Consider the following 17,593-nt stretch of genomic DNA (forward strand, 5'->3'; position numbering starts at 1 on the left):
GATGACGCTCGTGAGTTCTGAGCTGCTCCGCCGGCTGCCCAAGGCGGAACTGCACTGCCATCTCGACGGATCGGTTCGGCCAGAAACGCTCATCGAGCTGGGGCGCGAATACAAAAAGCCGATGCCGGCCGATGACGCCGACGCGCTCCGTGAGTATATGCTCGTCGACGACGCGCACAATCTCGAAGAGTATCTCGCTCGCTTCGACGTCACGCTCTCTGTAATGCAAACGGCCGATGCGCTCGAGCGAATCGCGTACGAACTGGCGATGGATGCGGCGCGCGATGGCGTCCGGTACATCGAAGTGCGCTATGCGCCGGTGCTGAACATCGTCGGCGGACTCACACTGGATGCGGCCGTCGAAGCGCCGATTCGTGGCCTCGAGCGCGCCGAACGCGACGGCGGCGCAATGGGGCGCGTGATCGTGTGTGGGTTGCGCAATCTCGAACCGGGCATGTCGCTGCAGCTCGCGCAGCTAGCCGTCGCATTCAAGCATCGCGGCGTGGTCGCATTCGACCTGGCTGGTGGGGAACTCGGCAATCCAGCGTCGGCGCACGCGGCGGCATTTGCGTTCGCGCGCGAACACGATCTCGCGTGTACCTGTCATGCAGGAGAGGGCGACGGCGCGTCATCTGTGCGCGACGCCGTTCACGTCTGCGGTGCGCATCGCATCGGGCATGCGACCCGTCTGATCGAAGACGAAGAGCTCACGCAGTATGTGAACGACCGTCGCATCGCGCTCGAGATCTGCCTGACCAGCAACGTTCAAACGCACGCGGCGGAGTCGTACGAGCAACATCCGCTGCGTGCGTACTTCGACCGCGGTATGAACGTCGTGCTGAATACCGACAATCGCCTCATGAGCGGCACCACGCTCACCGACGAGTACACGCACGCGGCGAAGTCGCTCGGTTTCTCGTTCGACGAGCTGAGCACCATCGCGCTGAACAGTTTCGCGAGCGCATTTCTGCCGTGGGAAGACCGCGAGCGTTTGATCGCTCGCGCCGTCGCGGACATCGCAGCGCTCAAGGTTGGTGGCGCATGACCGCGCCCTACGGTGCGTCGCACGCGCGTGAAGCCGCCGGGGCGATTGCGTCGCGCGTCGGCAGGCGAACTCCAGAGATCGCGATCGTTCTGGGGTCCGGACTCGGAGGGCTCGCCGATGATATTTCTCCAATCGCGACGATTCCGTTCCGCGACATCCCCGGTTTTCCCACGGCCACAGTCGCTGGTCACGCGGGCGCCCTGATCGTCGGCATGCTCGAAGGGAAGACGGTCGTCGCGCTCGCCGGCCGCTTCCACATGTACGAGGGGCACGACGTCCGGCTCGCCGCGTTTCCAGCGCGCGTCGTGCACGCGCTTGGAGCGAAAACGCTGATCGTGTCCAACGCCGCCGGCGGCATCAACGCCAAATGGCAGCCGGGCGACCTGATGCTGATTCGCGATCACATCAACTTGACGTGCCGCAATCCGCTCATCGGTGCTGTCGAGGAAGGCGATGTTCGTTTTCCCGACATGTCCGATCCCTACGACGAGAAACTGGCGGACTTGGCCCGTTCCGTGGCGGCGGAGCAGGGCACGCGCTTGCGCGAAGGCGTCTACGCGGGCCTGCTCGGCCCGGCGTACGAAACCCTCGCCGAAGTGAAGATGCTTGGAATCCTCGGCGCCGACGCCGTTGGGATGTCGACCGTTCCCGAGGTGATCGTCGCCCGCGCGATCGGAATGCGTGTCCTCGGCGTCAGCTGCATTACCAATCTGGCAGCCGGCCTTTCAGATACGCCGATCACCCACGCCGAGGTGCTCGAAACGACCGCTCACGCAGCCGGTCGTTTCAAACAGCTCATTCGAGGCGTAATCGCCCGCTGCTAGGAACTACCTGTTCGCCGCAACAGGCGGGGCCGGCAACGTGCGCACCCGCGCCTTGAAGTCGTTGAAGCCCTGAGTATTCGTCGTCAGACTGCGAATGATCGCGGGGCTGATGTGCGAGATCTGATCGCGCGTTGCCTGAATGCGAGCCTCTTCGAGCGGGTGGTCGGTGAACCACGCGTCGAGTGCCGTCGGCTTGGTCTGACGTTCGGCCAGGAGCTTCTCGAACATCGACGGCATGCCGTTCGGGTTGATACCTGCGCGAACCAACTCGTCGACACCCGCGGCGTCAGCTTGGGCCTCGTCGTCGCGGCTGAATTTGGCGAAGACGGCCTGGCCGGCCACGTTGATGCCTGCTTGCGTCAGACCGTTGTTGCAGACGCCCGTGAGGACGCAGGCGAGGGTTACGCCGATATTCGCGCCGTTCATCTGCTCCATCTGCTTCACGGAGTGCCGGAGCACCACGTGCCCGATTTCGTGCGCCATCACGGACGCAAATTCGTCCATATTCGTAGACCGCTCGGCGACGCCACGGTTGATGTAGATGTACCCGCCCGGTAGCGCGAAGGCGTTGAAATCGTTCGTGTTGACCATGAAGAACTTCCACTCCAGGTCCGACCGCGATGTGACCTTCGCCAGCGAATCCCCGAGCACCTGGAGATATCGATTGACCACAGGGTCCTTCACGATTGGAAGCTGTGCGTTGACCTGCTGAGACTGGTCAGCCCCGATCTGAACCTCTTGCTGCTGCGAAATCCCGCAGGCCGTCGAAAGTCCCACCATTACGGCCATTGCCGCGCCCGCAACAAATCGTCTCATATAAGTCAGTCCGTGGTTCATCATCGTTTGAGAGCAACTCCTCTCACAAAGGCAAGACATATTCCTAATGGCCAATAGACTCCTCACGCTCGCCCGCAACTTACGTCGCCGAAAGGCGCGAGAGCGCGAGAACCTATTCGTCGCCGAGGGCATTCGGAGCGTCGAAGAACTACTTGCTTCGCCGCTGGACGTTCAAGGAGCGCTGCTGACCCCTCGGCTGGCCGAGACCGACCGAGGTGCCAGCCTTTTGGAGCGACTCCGGTCGTCCGGGGTGCCCACCGAGGAGGTGGCGCCAGACGAGTTCGAGAGCGCCGCTGAGACCGATTCCCCTCAGGGGATTTTGGCGATCGCGGCCGTACCGGTCCAGCAGCTTCGAGACCTTCAAACTGCCGAGTCGATCCGGTTGCTCGTCCTCGACGCTGTGCAGGACCCGGGAAACGTCGGCACCATGCTGCGCACTGCAGTAGCCTTCGGAACGACGGCAACTTTTTCCCTCCCCGGAACCGTTGACCTATGGAACGCCAAAGTCGTCCGTAGCGGGATGGGCGCGCACTTTCGCCATCCCTGCCTTACTGGTACCTGGGACGAGCTCGACTCGTTCCGGCGCGAGCTGTCTGTTGACGTCTGGGCCGCCGATGCCGGCGGGGAGTCGATCGAGGGACTGAGTCCTCCGGATCGACTGGCGGTGGTGGTTGGAAACGAAGGCGGCGGACTGTCGTCGCTGTCGCGGGAGCGGGCTGATCGTCTGGTCGCGCTTCCCATCACGGCGGGCGTGGAATCACTCAACGTCGCTGTGGCTGCAGGAATCCTTCTCTATGAGCTTCGCCGGTGAATAGTTCTCTCGGATCGCTTCTCTCGCAGATCTACGCGTTCATTCTTGGCGCGTGTATCGGCTCGTTCCTGAACGTCTGCATTGTTCGGTGGCCGCGCGAGCGCTCGATTCTTCGCCCGCGATCGCGGTGCCCGCGCTGCGCGAACCAGCTGGCCTGGTTCGAGAACGTTCCGATGGTGAGTTGGATCGCCCTTCGCGGGAAATGCCGCTGTTGCGACGAGCCGATCTCGCCGATGTATCCGCTCATCGAGTTCGTCGTAGCGGTTGGCTGGACGCTGTCGGTATATCACTTCGGACCGACGCTCACCGCCCTGCGAGTTGCCGTCTTCGGTACGGTGTTGCTCGGCGTGGCGATGACCGACGCGATGCACTACCTGATTCCCGACGGCTTCACGCTGTTCGGTCTCGCGTTCGCGCTGGTGACGTCGGTCATCGCGTTCTTCCGGGGCGAAACCCAGGTGTTCGCGACGCCGTACAATGCTCTCATCGGGGCGTGTGCTGGCGCGGGGATGATCGCAATCGTCGGATGGCTCGGCGAAGTGATGACCAAGCGTGAAGCGATGGGCCTCGGTGATGTGACGTTGATGGCGTTCGTGGGTGCGGCGCTCGGTCCGTCGCGCGCGCTGATCACGGTGTTCATAGGCGCCACGCTCGGTGCCGTCGCGTTTGCTGGTGTCGTCATTCCCGTCACGCTTCTTCGCCGCGGGCACTCGCGTGAGCAAACGGAACTCGCGCTCGGTTCGCCGCCGTTCGAAACGCCGCTTGTACCGTTCGGTGTGTTCCTTGCGCCCGCTGCGCTGCTGACGTTGTTTTGGGGTGATTCCCTGGTCGCGTGGATAACGCGCGGGTAGCGTGAAGCAGGAAGGGTGAAGCGGGGTATGACGATCTGAGCACGATGCGCGAATCGCTTCCCGAAACTCTTCCCACGCTCACCACTCTCCGTTTCCCGCTACCCGCCCATGATTGGAGATCTTCTTCGCAACGATGCTGCGGGCGGCGTGCTAGCGCGCTTCACGCGTGACCTGACTGCCGACGCCCGCGCTGGGCGTCTGGAACCCGTCCGATGCCGCGACGCAGAGGTCGCGCGCGTCATCGACATCCTGCTTCGTCACGGCAAGAACAATCCGACGCTCGTCGGACCGGCCGGCGTCGGCAAGACGGCCATCGCCGAGGGACTGGCGCAGCGTATCGCGGCAGGGAACGTGCCGCTCGTCATGCGCAAGGTGCGCGTGCTGTCGCTCGATCACGTCTCGTTGCTTGCCGGTACCACGTATCGCGGGCAGTACGAAGAGCGCGTTCGCGCCATCGTGGCGGAGACGACCGCGGCGAGCGACGTCATCCTGTTCATCGACGAGCTGCACAACCTGATCGGTCAGGGTACGGCGATGGGCACGGCGATGGACGCGGCGAATATGTTGAAACCGGCGCTCGTGCGCGGCGACTTCCGCGTCATCGGCGCCACGACGAGCGACGAGTATACGCGTTGGGTCGAAGGCGATCCCGCACTCGAGCGTCGCTTCCAGAAGATCGTCGTTCGCGAACTCGGCGAATCCGAAGCGCTCGAGATTCTGCACGCGCGCAAAGAACGGCTCGAGCGCCATCACAATGTTCTCATTTCCGACGAAGCGCTGCAGGCGTCGGTGAGGCTGACGGACAAGCACGTCCGCGATCGCATGCGGCCGGATAAGGCTATCGATGCGCTCGACGAAGCGTGTGCGCACATGCAGGCGATCACGGAGTATACCGGTCGAACAGAGGAGCTGATCAAGCAGCGCCTCGAACTGCTCAGGCACGAAGCAACCAACGATCGCGAGAAAACGCGTCGTGAACCGGAGTCGCGTTCCGAGGAAGGCGTGGGTGCACTCGAACGAATCGGTGCGGAGCTCGAAGCCTTTTTTGTCGGAACGCCGGCCCCTGTCGCCGCTGAGGCGCCGCGTGCCGCACCGGCAACGGAGACCACCGTACCGCGCGCGTTGAGTCTTGCGCCCCTCGAAGCGGATCTCGCGCGCCAGCTCATGGAAGAAGGGATCGTGATTCGCGGCCATGACATTGCCCGCGTCGTTGGACTCATGGCCGGAGTCACCGTGGAATGGGAGCCAGAAACAGCTCGATGATACGACATTGGCGTGGACAGGTCGCGCTGGTTGCGTTGACCGCTTTGATTGGCAGTGCGTGCAGGGCGAAGCCAGACGCCGCCGAGGACACATACGCCGACAAGGTGGCGGCGGACGTCCCGAAGATCGAAAAGGCGCTAGGCGTGAAGTTCAAGACGCCGCCCAAAATGGAAGTGCGTTCACGCGATCAGGTTCGCGAGTTTCTTCTGCAGAAGCTGAATGAACCCGCGGTGCAGAAGCAGCTCGCCAATCAGGAAACGACCTTCAAGCTCCTCGGCATGATTCCCGACTCGCTGCACCTTCGGGACTTCTACGTAAAGGTGCTCAGCGAGCAGGTCATGGGATACTACGATCCCAAGACGAAAGTGCTCTACGTCGTGAAAGATGCGCCGGAAGAGTATGCCGGCCTGACGATCATGCACGAGCTCGTGCACGCGCTGCAGGATCAATACACGAATCTCGACTCGCTCGAGCGCATTGCCGGCGATGACGACCGCGCCGCGGCGGTTCAGGCGGTGATCGAGGGGCAGGCTACCTACGAGAGCACGTTCTTGATCGCTGGTGGGAACGGGAATCTCGCGGCGCAACTGCCCGGTGGGTGGGAAAGCATGCGCTCGTCGATCCGCGAAGGACTGGCGACACAGGCGGTATTTTCGTCGGCGCCGATGGTAATTCAGGAAACGCTCATCTTCCCGTACATCAACGGCGCCGACTTCGTCCGCCGCTTCAAGGCACAGCGTCCTGGCAAGCTGCCGTTCGACTCGCTGCCCGTGTCGACCGAACAGCTGATGCACGACTCGGCCTATTTCGGCCATCCGCCAGACCTTCCAAGCCTGGTGACGCTGCCTGCGATTCCCGGCACCGTGGACGAGAACAATTTCGGCGAGTTTGGTACGCGTCTGTTCATCTTCCAGCACACGCGCGACCAGGACCGCTCGATTCGCGCCTCGAATGGATGGGACGGCGACCGCTACGCATTGGTGAAGACTGCGCAGGGAAATGCACTCGTTTGGGCCACAGCGTGGGATTCTCCCGGCGACGCCGCCGAGTTCATGTCGGCGATCGATGCGGTGATGGCCAAGCGCTACTTCGTCAAACCACGCGTCACTGGTGAGCATCGCCAGTACGATGCGGGCAAGCGCACCGTCGACGTCGACGTCCGCGAGATTGGCGGTCGTCCTGTCGTGCTGTATGTCGACGCACCAACCGGTGTGTCGAACCTCGTCGACTTCGCGAAGGTCAAGGTCACGGCGCGGTGACGCTGCCGTCGGGGGGGCGAGAGCCGTCGTCGCTCGTGCCGGCGCCAACTCGCGGGCCTGCGCCACCGTCCGGTCCGCGAGCCATGCAGTTGCTCCAGGACGAAGCAACGCGACAGGCCGCGCTCGACAAGATGAAGGGTCGTGCGACGATGCTCCTCATCGGCGCGACCATTCTCTTCATCGCGACACGCGCTGTTGAATCGCGCTATCCATGGATCGGCATCATCCGCGCGACGATGGAAGCGGCAATGGTCGGCGGACTCGCCGACTGGTTTGCCGTCACCGCGCTCTTCCGTCACCCGCTCGGCATCCCCATTCCGCACACGGCCATTGTGCCGGCGAAAAAGGATCGTGTCGGCCGAACGCTCGGCGCCTTCGTCCAGCGAAATTTTCTATCGCGCGAAGTCATCGAGCACCGGCTGCGGACGATGCAGATTGGCCGTCGAATGGCCGAGTGGCTGGCCGATCACTCCAACGCGCGAACCATTTCACGCAGCGCCGCGACGGCGATGAGTTCCGCCGCGCAGATGCTCCGCGACGAAGACGTGCAGGAAGTCATCGACCGGAGCCTCGCCAAGCGAGTGCGCACCATGCATCTCGCGCCGCTGCTCGGAAAATTCCTCACCGTGATGACGGAAGATAACCGTCATCAGGACGTGCTCAACGAAGTCATTGGGCTCGCGTCGCGCACGGTGAACGAAAACGCCGATCTCATTCGGGAACGCATCGAGCGCGAGACGCCGTGGTGGATTCCGTCTGCGGTCGACGACAAGATCTTCAAGCGTGTGCTCGGGGCGATTCAGCGTCTGCTTGGCGAGCTGAGCGCCGACCCGTCGCACCCGTTGCGCGAACGGTTCGATGCGTCGCTTGCGACGTTCATCGAGCGACTCAATACGTCGCCAGAGTTTGCCGCTAAGGTCGACGCGTGGAAGGAGGACTTCCTCGACAACGAGGCAGCGAAAAAGTTCTCGGCTTCGCTCTGGCAGGACGGTAAGGAGGCGCTCGCGAAGTTCGCGACGAACCCGCAGTCCGATGCGCCCAACGTCATCGAGAGCGCTCTGACGGCGTTCGGCCAGAAGGCGCTCGACGATCCGGAACTGACGGCGAAGCTCGACGAATTCGCCGTCGACGTCGCGGTGTTCCTCGTTGCACGCTATCAGGATGAAGTCGCTGAGCTCATCGCGACAACCGTGGCGGCGTGGGATCCCGAGTTGACGTCGCGCCGTGTCGAATTGGCGATTGGCCGCGACCTACAGTTCATTCGGATCAACGGTACGATCGTCGGCGGGCTCGCCGGAATGCTGATCTATTTGATCTCGTCCCTGTTCCCGTAGCCATACGAGTACGGCCGGGAATCGAGGAAACGAATCGCACGAACAAAAACGAATCGAACCGTGAGCATGCCGGGTGCGACTCTCGCGGCATAGCATCGGTTCGATTCGTTTCAATTAGTCCAATTCGTGTCCTAAAACAGTCTCGCGCTGGGCCGGCTGCTAGTCGGCCGCCGTGGTATCGTCGCTGCGATCGGCGGGTGTTGTAATCCCGGCGAGTCCCGGCGACGGCTCCGGCTGCACCTTGTCCGCCAACTCTTCCGACACCGGCGGCAATAGCGCGAGGTGCAACACCTCGTCCATCCGCTCGACGAACGTGAACGCCATGTTCTGTGCGACCTCTTCCGGCACGTCGCGCAGATCCTTCTCGTTCGACTTCGGCATGATCACCTGCCGCAGTCCCGAACGATAGGCGGCCAGCACCTTCTCCTTCACGCCGCCAATCTCGAGAACCTTACCGCGCAGCGTCACTTCGCCGGTCATCGCCAGATCGCGACGTACGGGACGACCGCTCAGGACACTCGCGATCGCGAGCGTCAGTGTAATGCCTGCGCTCGGTCCGTCTTTTGGAATCGCGCCTGCGGGAAGGTGCACGTGCAGGTCGTTCTCGCGAAACGCACTGTCGGGAATTCCCAACTGCTTGCCGCGCGACCGCACGTACGAATGCGCCGCATCGACCGACTCGCGCATCACGTCGCCGAGCTGACCTGTCACCATCAGGCGGCCGTTGCCCGGCATCTTGAGAGCCTCGATCACCATGATGTCGCCGCCCGTCGACGTCCACGCGAGGCCCGTGACCACACCGACTTCCGGGATCTTCTCCGCTTCCTCGACGGCGTAGCGTGGAATGCCGAGCACCTCTTCGACCTTCTCGACGTCGATCACCCACGCGCCTTCCTCACCCTCGGCTTTCTTGCGCGCACGCTTGCGCATGATCGCCGCGAGGTTGCGCTCGAAGTTTCGGAGGCCGGCTTCGCGCGAATAGCGATTCGAGATGAACGACAACGATTCGTCGGTGAACTGAAGATCCTTGTCCGTGATACCGTGCTCTTCGAGCAGCCGCGGGAGCAGGTACCGCCACGCGATCTCGACTTTCTCCTCGACCGTGTAGCCGGCGATCTTGATCACTTCCATGCGATCGCGCAGCGGAGCGGGGATGTCGAACAGATTGTTCGCTGTGCAGATGAACAGGCACGTCGACAGATCGAATGGCAGGTTCAAATAGTGATCGACGAACGAATTGTTCTGCGACGGATCGAGCACTTCGAGCATCGCTGCCGTCGGATCGCCGCTTGGGCCGCCGCCTGACATCTTGTCGATCTCGTCGATCATCAACACAGGATCTTTGACCGACACGCGACGTAGCGCCTGAATGATCAGGCCCGGCATCGCGCCTACGTACGTGCGCCGATGGCCGCGAATCTCCGCCTCGTCGCGCACGCCACCGACGGAGATGCGATAGAACTCGCGCCCGATCGATTTGCCGATCGCTTCGCCGAGGGACGTCTTGCCGGTTCCCGGTGGGCCGACGAAACAGAGAATGGGCCCATGGGGGTCGCCGCCGCGCAGCTTCCGCACGGCGAGGTATTCGATGATGCGCTCCTTCGCTTCATCCAACCCATAGTGCCGATCGTCGAGCGCCGCTTCGACGCGCTTGAGGTCGATCTCTTCTTCGCCCGATTTCTTGCCCCACGGCAGCGACAGCACCCAGTCGAGATAGGTGCGCACGACCTGATACTCGCTCGATGCCGGCGACAGCATGCGCATGCGATCCGTTTCGCGACGCGCTTCCTGAGCGACTTTGTCAGGGAGCTTCGCTTCTTCGATCTTCTTGAGCAGATCGATCGCTTCCTTCTCGCCCGGATCCGCCTCGCCGAGTTCGGCCTGAATCGCACGGAGCTGCTGGCGCAGATAGAACTCGCGCTGATGCTGCTCGATCTTGATCTCGGTCTGCTTCTTCACATCCTCCATGACTCGCGCGCGAGCAACTTCGCGCTCGAGCCGAGTGAGGATGAACCGAATCCGTTGGCCGACATCCAGGCGCTGGAGCACCTCGTCCTTGTCGGCTATCCGGAAGTTCATGTTCGTCGCGGCCAGGTCGGCGAACCGGCCTGGATCGGAGACGTTCATCTTGAGGATCGCGGGCACTTCGTCCGGGATTCGATCCACCAGCTCGGCGAGCGTTTCCGCTGCCGATACGACCCGCGATACGAGATCGTCGAGCTCCGACGGGTCAGGCGGCGTCTCCCGTGCGGCGCGAATCACCGCGACCGGATACGGGTCCGTCTGCTCCATCTCGTCGACGACGATACGCCGCAGTCCCTGGAGCGTGATCTGCACCGTGTCGCCGGGCAGATTGATTCGCTCGTGGACGCGAGCCGCAACGCCAACGCGTCCGAGGAAGCGTTGCGAGTCGATCGGCTCGTCGTGATCGCCGTTCGCCACGACCAGGGCGACGATCAGCCCTGGCTCCTCGTGGGCACGCAAGAGCGAAAGGTTTTCCGGAGCCCCCATTTGCACAGCGATCGTGCCCAATGGGTAGACGATCGTCGAGCGGAGCGCCATCAGCGGAAGCGTTGGTGGCAGCTCCGACTTCAGGATGTCGTCCTTACGCTGTGCTTTAGCCATGTCAGAGGGCTAGGGCGGAAACCGGTGCTGGAAACCAACGGTGACCCACGCGTAAGTATAACAACCAGAAGCCAGTAGCTAGTAGCCAAGGCGCGGCGTCGAGCCCGCAATCGCCGTTCGCTGGCGACCGGTCAACAGGTTGCCCCAGCGGCGGTTGCCTCATGCGCCAGCCTCGAGAGTCGCGACGCCGTGCGGTTCGCCAATTTCGCCTCCGATGGCGAGCTCTGGGCTGGACCGGCCATCCGGGCGAGCCAGAAGCGACTTCGAAATTCGCGAGCGCTCGAACCGGTGAACCGTTTGACGCAGGGGGACACCGCCCCAAAACACGAATCCACAGAGCCGGTGTTAGAGGGCGTCAATTAAGAAATCTTCATGGGTCCACGAGTGACGACCCGGCTTGCGGCCGTGGTTGGATGGGCGAGATTCGCACTCGCAAGACCAGATCGCGTTCGCTCTGGGGGGCGGCGACGATAGCAGGAACAGGCGTGTCGCTCGAGGTCACCCACAGGCCTCGATGGAAGCGCGACGGCGTTCCCACCCGTCCTCGCGACCGTGCAGGTCAACCCCCAGGGAGCGTGCCTCATGAAATTGAAGCGCATGTGGAATGGCAGACCACGTCTGCATTCCATACTTGCTGTCCTCGTCGCCGTGGCCGCGCCAGCGATGGCGCAGGGCCAACAGGCGGTCGTGAGCGGGCGAGTTACTAGCACGGGCGGCGAGCCTCTGACTGAGGCGCGAGTCCAGATCATCAGCACGAGCGTGTCCGTGGCCACGAACTCCGAGGGCCGCTACACCCTCCGCAGTGCCCCAGGCGTCATAGAAATTCGCGTGCTCCGCGTGGGCTACGTCGAACAAAAGAAGTCGGTCACCGTTGCTTCCGGCGCAACGGGGACATTGGACTTCGTCATGACGCCCGCGGTCGTCAAACTGCAGGAAATCGTCACGACCGCCACGGGCGACACACGTCGAGTCGAGATCGGAAACTCCGTCGCGACGCTTGGCAACGTCACCCAGAACGTTGAGCAAACTCCAATCGTCACCATGGCGGACCTCATGGTCGCCAAGGCGGCGGGCGTCGTCGTGCTTCCCGGCGCGATGACGGGCGCGGCCCCAGTGGTTCACATCCGGGGCACCAACTCGCTCTCGCTCAGCAACAACCCGATCTACATCATCGACGGCGTTCGGATGGCGACGAACAACCTGTCGTTCGGATTCACCGGCACCAACGCGAGTTTGATCAACGACATCGATCCGAACGAGATCGAAGACGTCGAAATCGTGAAGGGTCCGTCGGCCGCAACGCTGTACGGAACGGACGCGGCGAACGGCGTTGTCGTCATCACGACCAAGAAGGGTCATGCCGGTGCTACGCGTTGGTCCTACTACGCCGAAGGCGGCGGAGTGGACGACCGCAACAAATACCTGTCCACGTACGCATCGTGGGGGCATGACTCCAAGGGCGCGCTGACCCGTTGTACGCTCGTCACTGAGAGCCAGGGCACGTGCACGCTCGACAGCCTCACGTCGTTCAACGCACTCACCGATCCGTCCACGACGCCGATTCATCTCGGACATCGCAATCAGTACGGAATGAATGCGAGCGGTGGAACCGATCAGGTCCGGTTCTTCGTGAGCGGCGATCTCCAGAACGAGCTTGGTCCGATTCACATGCCGGCCTTCGCCCAGCTGACGCTCGACTCGCTTGGTGCCGGCCAGCGTGATGAGTGGACGAACCCCGAAGCATTTCAGAATCAGAACATGCGCGTGAACCTGAACGCGGCGTTCTCACCCAAGTTCGACTTCAGTGCGAACGCTGGCTTCTCGAACACGAGCCAGCGCCTGCCGCAGGTCGACAACAACACGTTCAGCTTCATCTACAGCGCGCTCAACGCGCCAGGCTTCAATCACGCCGCGACCGGAAGCGGTCTGGCGTACAGCGAGTACGGCACGCTTGGCGAATTCAAGAACGGGTACGGCGGATTCAGCCCAGCGCAGATCTTCCAGGTCACGAACGAGTACACCACGCAGCGCTTCCTCGGCTCGACCGACGGCGTGTGGCGTCCGCTCAACTGGATGCAGAACGAAGGTTCTGCCGGAATCGATCTGTCGAACACGACGCGCAACAATCTGTGCCGCTTCAACGAATGTCCGAACTCGGGCACGACGCGGCTCGGCTTCGTGAATTCGAGTTCGAACAACGTTCGCAACTTCTCGGCGAAGCTCATCAGCAACTCGACATGGCAGGCAATGTCGAACCTGATCGTGAAGACCACGATCGGCGCCGACTACACGAACCAGGAGAACGACGGCGTGTCGGACGGCAGCACCAGCTTACCGCCGGGCGCGCAGAACGTAGGGCAGGGAGCCGTACAGACCGTGAGTGCGACCACGACCAGCTTGCAGACGGTCAACAAAACGCTCGGTCTCTACGTGCAGGAGCAGGCGTCGTTCCGCGATCGCATGTTCTTCATCGTCGCAGCGCGCACGGACCAGAACAGCTCCTTCGGCACCAAGTTCCAGCGCGTGGTCTATCCGAAGGCAAGTCTCTCATGGCTCATCTCGGACGAAAGCTTCTTCCCGCATCCGACTTTCCTCAATTCGTTCCGCCTGCGGAGCTCGTACGGCTCGTCCGGCGTGCAACCGCAGGGAACGCAGGCGCTCCAGACGTTCGCCGCGAGCACGGTGAATATCATCGCTGCCTCGCCAGGTTCCGCCGGTGGCTCGGATACGCCGGGCATCATCGCGGCCGCGCTAGGCAATGCGGCGCTGAAGCCTGAGCGCTCGACCGAGTGGGAGAATGGCTTCGAATCGAGCGTGTTCAACAATCGCGTGCACCTCGATGTGACGTACTACAACAAGAGCACGCACGACGCAATTGTGAACAAGCCGATCGCTGCATCTTCCGGTGCGTCGCAGCTGACGGTGGTGACCAACATCGGATCGGTCCAGAACAACGGCATCGAAGCGAACCTGAATACGACGATCATCGATCGTCGCTCGATCGGCTGGGACATCTCCCTCGTCGCGTCGCACAACAGCAACAAGATTCTGTCGCTCGGCGGCCAGCCGACGATTGGAACGGGCAACACACGCGACTCACTCGGCTTGCCGGCGAACGCGCTGTTCGGTCGTCCGTTCACTTACGCCGACAGCAATCACGACGGCATCATCACGCCGAACGAAGTGAGCGTGAGTCCGAACGTGGTGTACGACGGCTACTCGACGCCGCGTGACATCGCCGCCATCACGAACGGCTTCGATCTCTTCAGCCGGAAGGTGCGCATCACGATCCTCACCGACTATAAGGGCGGGTACAACCTGTTCAACTCGTCGGCGCAGTTCTACTCCAATCAGACCAAGTCGTATCCCGACGTGAACCTGAAGTCGACGTCGCTGTACCTGCAGGCCCGCGCCGTCGCCAACTCCAGCGCCAAGAATCCGGCGACGCCGATTGGCTTCTTCGACAACGGCGCCACGTGGAAGCTCCGTGAAGTCTCGGCCGCGTTGACGTTGCCGAACGTGATCGCCCAGCGAATCCGTGCGCACGACGCACAGCTCGTCTTCTCGGCGCGTAACCTCGCGACATGGACGAAGTACACCGGTGTCGATCCGGAGGCGAACTACAGCACCGGCGACGTGCAGACCGATTTCTCCACGACGGCGCCACGAACGTACTTCACGTTGCGCGCCAACCTCCACTACTAGAATCCTTCGAGGATGAATTCTACGATGAGAAGACTCATATATCTCGCTCGGGGGACGGCAGCCGTCGCGCTGATGGCAGCGGGAGGGACGTTCCTCACGGCGTGCGATCCGAAAGAAGAACTGCTGTCGCCACAGCAGCCGGGCGTCATCACGCCGGCCGCCGTCCAGAACCCGACCGCGGCCGACGGATTGTACCTCGGCGCCATTGGCCGCCTCAACTTCGCCATGAACGGCGGTGGCGGAAACCTCGAAGGCCTCTGGCAAGAGGAGGCGCTGTTCACCGACGAAGTCAAATCGACGGACACGTTCTCACAGCGGAACGATGCCGATCAGCGCAACCTGCAGACCTTCGACGCCGACCTCACGGGCATCTACCGGAAGGTGCAGCAGACGCGCGGGTTTGCCCGGAGCGCCATCAACAGCCTCGTGGCGTATGACAAATCTCAGACCGGCGTGCTTCACGTCGCCGAGATGTACATGGTCATGGGCTACGCCGAGATGAAGCTGTCGGGTGTGTTCTGCAACGGAATCCCATTCGGTGAAACGCCCGATGGAGCGCCGGTGTACACGCCGCCGATCAGCGACGCCGATGGCAGCAAGCTCGCCATCGCCCGCTTCGACTCGGCGCTGGCGTACATCAACGCCATCCCGACGACGCCGGCGTTTACCGCGGCGTTCACGGCGGCGGTCGCACAGGTCAAGAACGCGACGCTCGTGGCGAGAGCACGTGCGCAGGTCGATCTCGCGGACTTCGCGGGGGCAGCAACGACCGTTGCGGCGGTTCCGACGTCGTTCCAGTACAACCTCAACTACTCCATTTCGAGCCAGTTCGACAACGAGTGGTGGGTCATGGGCCCGAGCGTGCTACGCTACTCGGCAGGCGATAGCGTCGACCTCACCGGTCAGGTGTTCAACGCGATTCCGTTCGCGCACTTGAACGACCCGCGTGTCCCGGTCACGGATACGCACAAGCCGGCCGAGGATCTTCAGTCCAACTTCGTTCAGATCAACATCTGGAACCGCGACGATCCGGTTACGATGCTCGCGGGAACCGACGCGCGCCTGATCGAAGCCGAGGCGAAACTGCAGACGGGAGACATCGCGGGTGTGGTCGCGATCCTCAACTCGCTTCGCGCTGCGCCGCCGACCTTCGGCCTCTTCAAGCCGACGGCAATGCCGGCTCTGACCGCGCCGACTGACAAAGATGCGGCGACGGATCTGTTCTTCCGTGAAAAGGCACTCTGGCAGTTCGGTCGTGGCTATCGCATGGACGATCTGCGTCGGTTGGTTCGTCAGTACGGCCGGACGCAGGACAAGGTCTTCCCGAGCGGCAACTTCATGCGCGGCGGCCAGTACGGGTCTCAGACGAATTTCCCCGTGCCGGACGACGAGAAGACCAACACGTTGTTCACGGGTTGCCTCGACAATAAGGCGTGAGGCAGGTCGGAGGTCTCTGGTCTCAGGGTTTTCCCCTGGGACCAGTGACCCGCGACCAGTGACCTGAACTCGCTAAGTCCAACAACGAAAGGGTTCTAGGCCAGTTCGCCAGCTTGTATCGAGCCCCCGGTCCGGATATCTTTCCCGGTCTATGTTCGACGAGCTGTCCGAAAAACTCGAAGCGACCTTTGCGCGCCTGCGCGGTCGCGGCGTACTGACTGAAGCCGACATCAAGGAAGGCCTTCGGGAGGTCCGTCGCGTCCTGCTCGAGGCCGACGTCAACTTCCAACTAACCCGCGAGTTTCTCGAGCGGGTCGAGAAGAAGGCCGTCGGCGTCGCCCAGCTTCGTACCGTCTCCCCCGGCCAACAGCTCGTCAAGATCGTCTACGACGAGCTCACCGTCATGCTCGGCGAGCGGCGAGAGGGGCTCAAGCTCAGCTCCGTTCCGCCAACCGTCGTGATGATGGTCGGACTGCAGGGTTCGGGTAAGACGACCACTGCGGCAAAGCTCGCTCGCCGGCTCAAGCTCGAGAATCGCCCGACACGGCTCGTCGCGGCCGACGTCTACCGTCCTGCCGCCATCGATCAGCTCGAGGCGCTCGGCGCCCAGCTCGACGTGCCGGTGTATTCGGAGCGCGACACGAAGGACGTCGTGCGCATCGCGAAGGCCGGCATCGAGCAGGCGAAGCGTGCACGCGATCGCGTCGTCATCGTCGATACCGCCGGTCGTTTGCAGATCGACGACGACATGATGAAGGAGTTGGAGCGCCTGAAGGACGCGATCCGACCCGATGAAATCCTGTTCGTCGCCGACGGCATGACCGGACAGGACGCCGTGAAGATCGCGCAGGGCTTCGACCAACGGTTGAACGTCACTGGCGTGATCCTCACCAAGATGGATGGCGACGCTCGCGGTGGCGCAGCGCTTTCGATTTACGGTGTTACTAAGAAGCCCATCAAGTACGTCGGCGTTGGCGAAAAGCCCGACGCACTCGAAGAGTTCCACCCGGACCGCATGGCCGGACGAATTCTTCAGCAGGGCGACATCGTTTCGCTGGTCGAAAAGGCACAGGGCGCCTTCGACGCCGACGAAGCAAAGCGACTGGAAAAGAAGGTCCGCAAGGAAGGCATGGACCTCCAGGACTTCCTCGCCGCCATGAAGCAGATCGAGCGCCTTGGACCGCTCGAAGGCTTGCTCAAGATGCTGCCCGGCGTCAATTCGAAAATGCTCAAGCAGGTCAAGGCAGCTGATCCAAAGCGCATGAAGCACCTCGAGGCCATCGTGCTATCGATGACCATCGAGGAGCGGAAAAAGCCTGAGCTCATGAACGGCTCGCGCCGTTCGCGCGTCGCCAAGGGTGCTGGACGCCCAATCAGCGAAGTGAATCGCTTGCTCGAGCAGTTCCGCGAAATGCAGAAAATGATGAAGAAAGCCGCTGGGGCTCCTGGCGGCGGCGGAAAGTTCAAGCCGAATATGTTTGGGGGAATGCGGTAGAGGTCACTGGTCCGAGGTCTCTGATCTCAGGGGTTCCCCTGTGACCTCAGACCAGTGACCAGAGACCTGAAGTGCCGGGTGCGGCGAATCGGTTGGTTCGTGCGCGA

Annotated in this window: 12 protein-coding genes; 10 read left to right on the forward strand and 2 right to left on the reverse strand. The window is 62.5% G+C overall.

Features of this window, described 5'->3' with window-relative positions; all coding sequences use genetic code 11:
* Position 1: 1 nt before the first annotated feature.
* A complete protein-coding gene (gene add / locus AC6H4Z_RS08285) occupies positions 2-1,045 on the forward strand; it encodes an adenosine deaminase (RefSeq protein WP_497546281.1) in 1,044 nt (347 codons plus the stop codon).
* Complete coding sequence (locus tag AC6H4Z_RS08290) at positions 1,042-1,869, forward strand: purine-nucleoside phosphorylase (RefSeq protein ID WP_497546282.1); 828 nt, start codon at positions 1,042-1,044, stop codon at positions 1,867-1,869. The genes add and AC6H4Z_RS08290 overlap by 4 nt, the downstream gene beginning before the upstream one ends.
* Before the next feature lie 3 nt (positions 1,870-1,872).
* Here AC6H4Z_RS08290 and AC6H4Z_RS08295 read toward each other — a convergent pair whose 3' ends face one another.
* Complete coding sequence (locus AC6H4Z_RS08295) at positions 1,873-2,685, reverse strand: M48 family metallopeptidase (RefSeq protein ID WP_497546283.1); 813 nt, start codon at positions 2,683-2,685, stop codon at positions 1,873-1,875.
* Positions 2,686-2,752: 67 nt separating this feature from the next.
* Here AC6H4Z_RS08295 and AC6H4Z_RS08300 point away from each other — a divergent pair, with 67 nt between their 5' ends.
* The 5 genes from AC6H4Z_RS08300 (at position 2,753) to AC6H4Z_RS08320 (ending at position 8,224) form a co-directional block, all read left to right on the forward strand.
* Positions 2,753-3,517, forward strand: coding sequence for a TrmH family RNA methyltransferase (locus AC6H4Z_RS08300; RefSeq protein WP_497546284.1), 765 nt, complete (start codon positions 2,753-2,755; stop codon positions 3,515-3,517).
* On the forward strand, positions 3,514-4,368 hold the full coding sequence (locus AC6H4Z_RS08305) for a prepilin peptidase (protein WP_497546285.1): 855 nt from the start codon (positions 3,514-3,516) through the stop codon (positions 4,366-4,368). Before AC6H4Z_RS08300 ends, AC6H4Z_RS08305 begins: the two co-directional genes overlap by 4 nt.
* A gap of 108 nt (positions 4,369-4,476) precedes the next feature.
* Positions 4,477-5,631, forward strand: coding sequence for an AAA family ATPase (locus AC6H4Z_RS08310; protein WP_497546286.1), 1,155 nt, complete (start codon positions 4,477-4,479; stop codon positions 5,629-5,631).
* Positions 5,628-6,890, forward strand: a complete 1,263-nt coding sequence (locus AC6H4Z_RS08315) for a hypothetical protein (protein WP_497546287.1) — start codon at positions 5,628-5,630, stop codon at positions 6,888-6,890. Before AC6H4Z_RS08310 ends, AC6H4Z_RS08315 begins: the two co-directional genes overlap by 4 nt.
* A gap of 83 nt (positions 6,891-6,973) precedes the next feature.
* Positions 6,974-8,224, forward strand: a complete 1,251-nt coding sequence (locus AC6H4Z_RS08320) for a DUF445 domain-containing protein (RefSeq protein ID WP_497546288.1) — start codon at positions 6,974-6,976, stop codon at positions 8,222-8,224.
* Between the two features lie 159 nt (positions 8,225-8,383).
* On the opposite strand, the gene lon is transcribed toward AC6H4Z_RS08320, so the two are convergent.
* Positions 8,384-10,849, reverse strand: a complete 2,466-nt coding sequence (lon, locus tag AC6H4Z_RS08325) for an endopeptidase La (RefSeq protein WP_497546289.1) — start codon at positions 10,847-10,849, stop codon at positions 8,384-8,386.
* A gap of 582 nt (positions 10,850-11,431) precedes the next feature.
* On the opposite strand from lon, the gene AC6H4Z_RS08330 reads away from it, so the two are divergent.
* The 3 genes from AC6H4Z_RS08330 (at position 11,432) to ffh (ending at position 17,486) form a co-directional block, all read left to right on the forward strand.
* A complete protein-coding gene (locus tag AC6H4Z_RS08330) occupies positions 11,432-14,554 on the forward strand; it encodes a SusC/RagA family TonB-linked outer membrane protein (protein ID WP_497546290.1) in 3,123 nt (1,040 codons plus the stop codon).
* A 24-nt stretch (positions 14,555-14,578) separates the two neighbouring features.
* Entirely contained in the window at positions 14,579-15,991 is a 1,413-nt protein-coding gene (locus AC6H4Z_RS08335; RefSeq protein ID WP_497546291.1) for a hypothetical protein, read from the forward strand.
* Between the two features lie 151 nt (positions 15,992-16,142).
* Positions 16,143-17,486, forward strand: coding sequence for a signal recognition particle protein (gene ffh, locus AC6H4Z_RS08340; RefSeq protein WP_497546292.1), 1,344 nt, complete (start codon positions 16,143-16,145; stop codon positions 17,484-17,486).
* Positions 17,487-17,593: the final 107 nt, after the last annotated feature.

It is taken from the genome of Leucogemmata humicola (assembly GCF_055379415.1).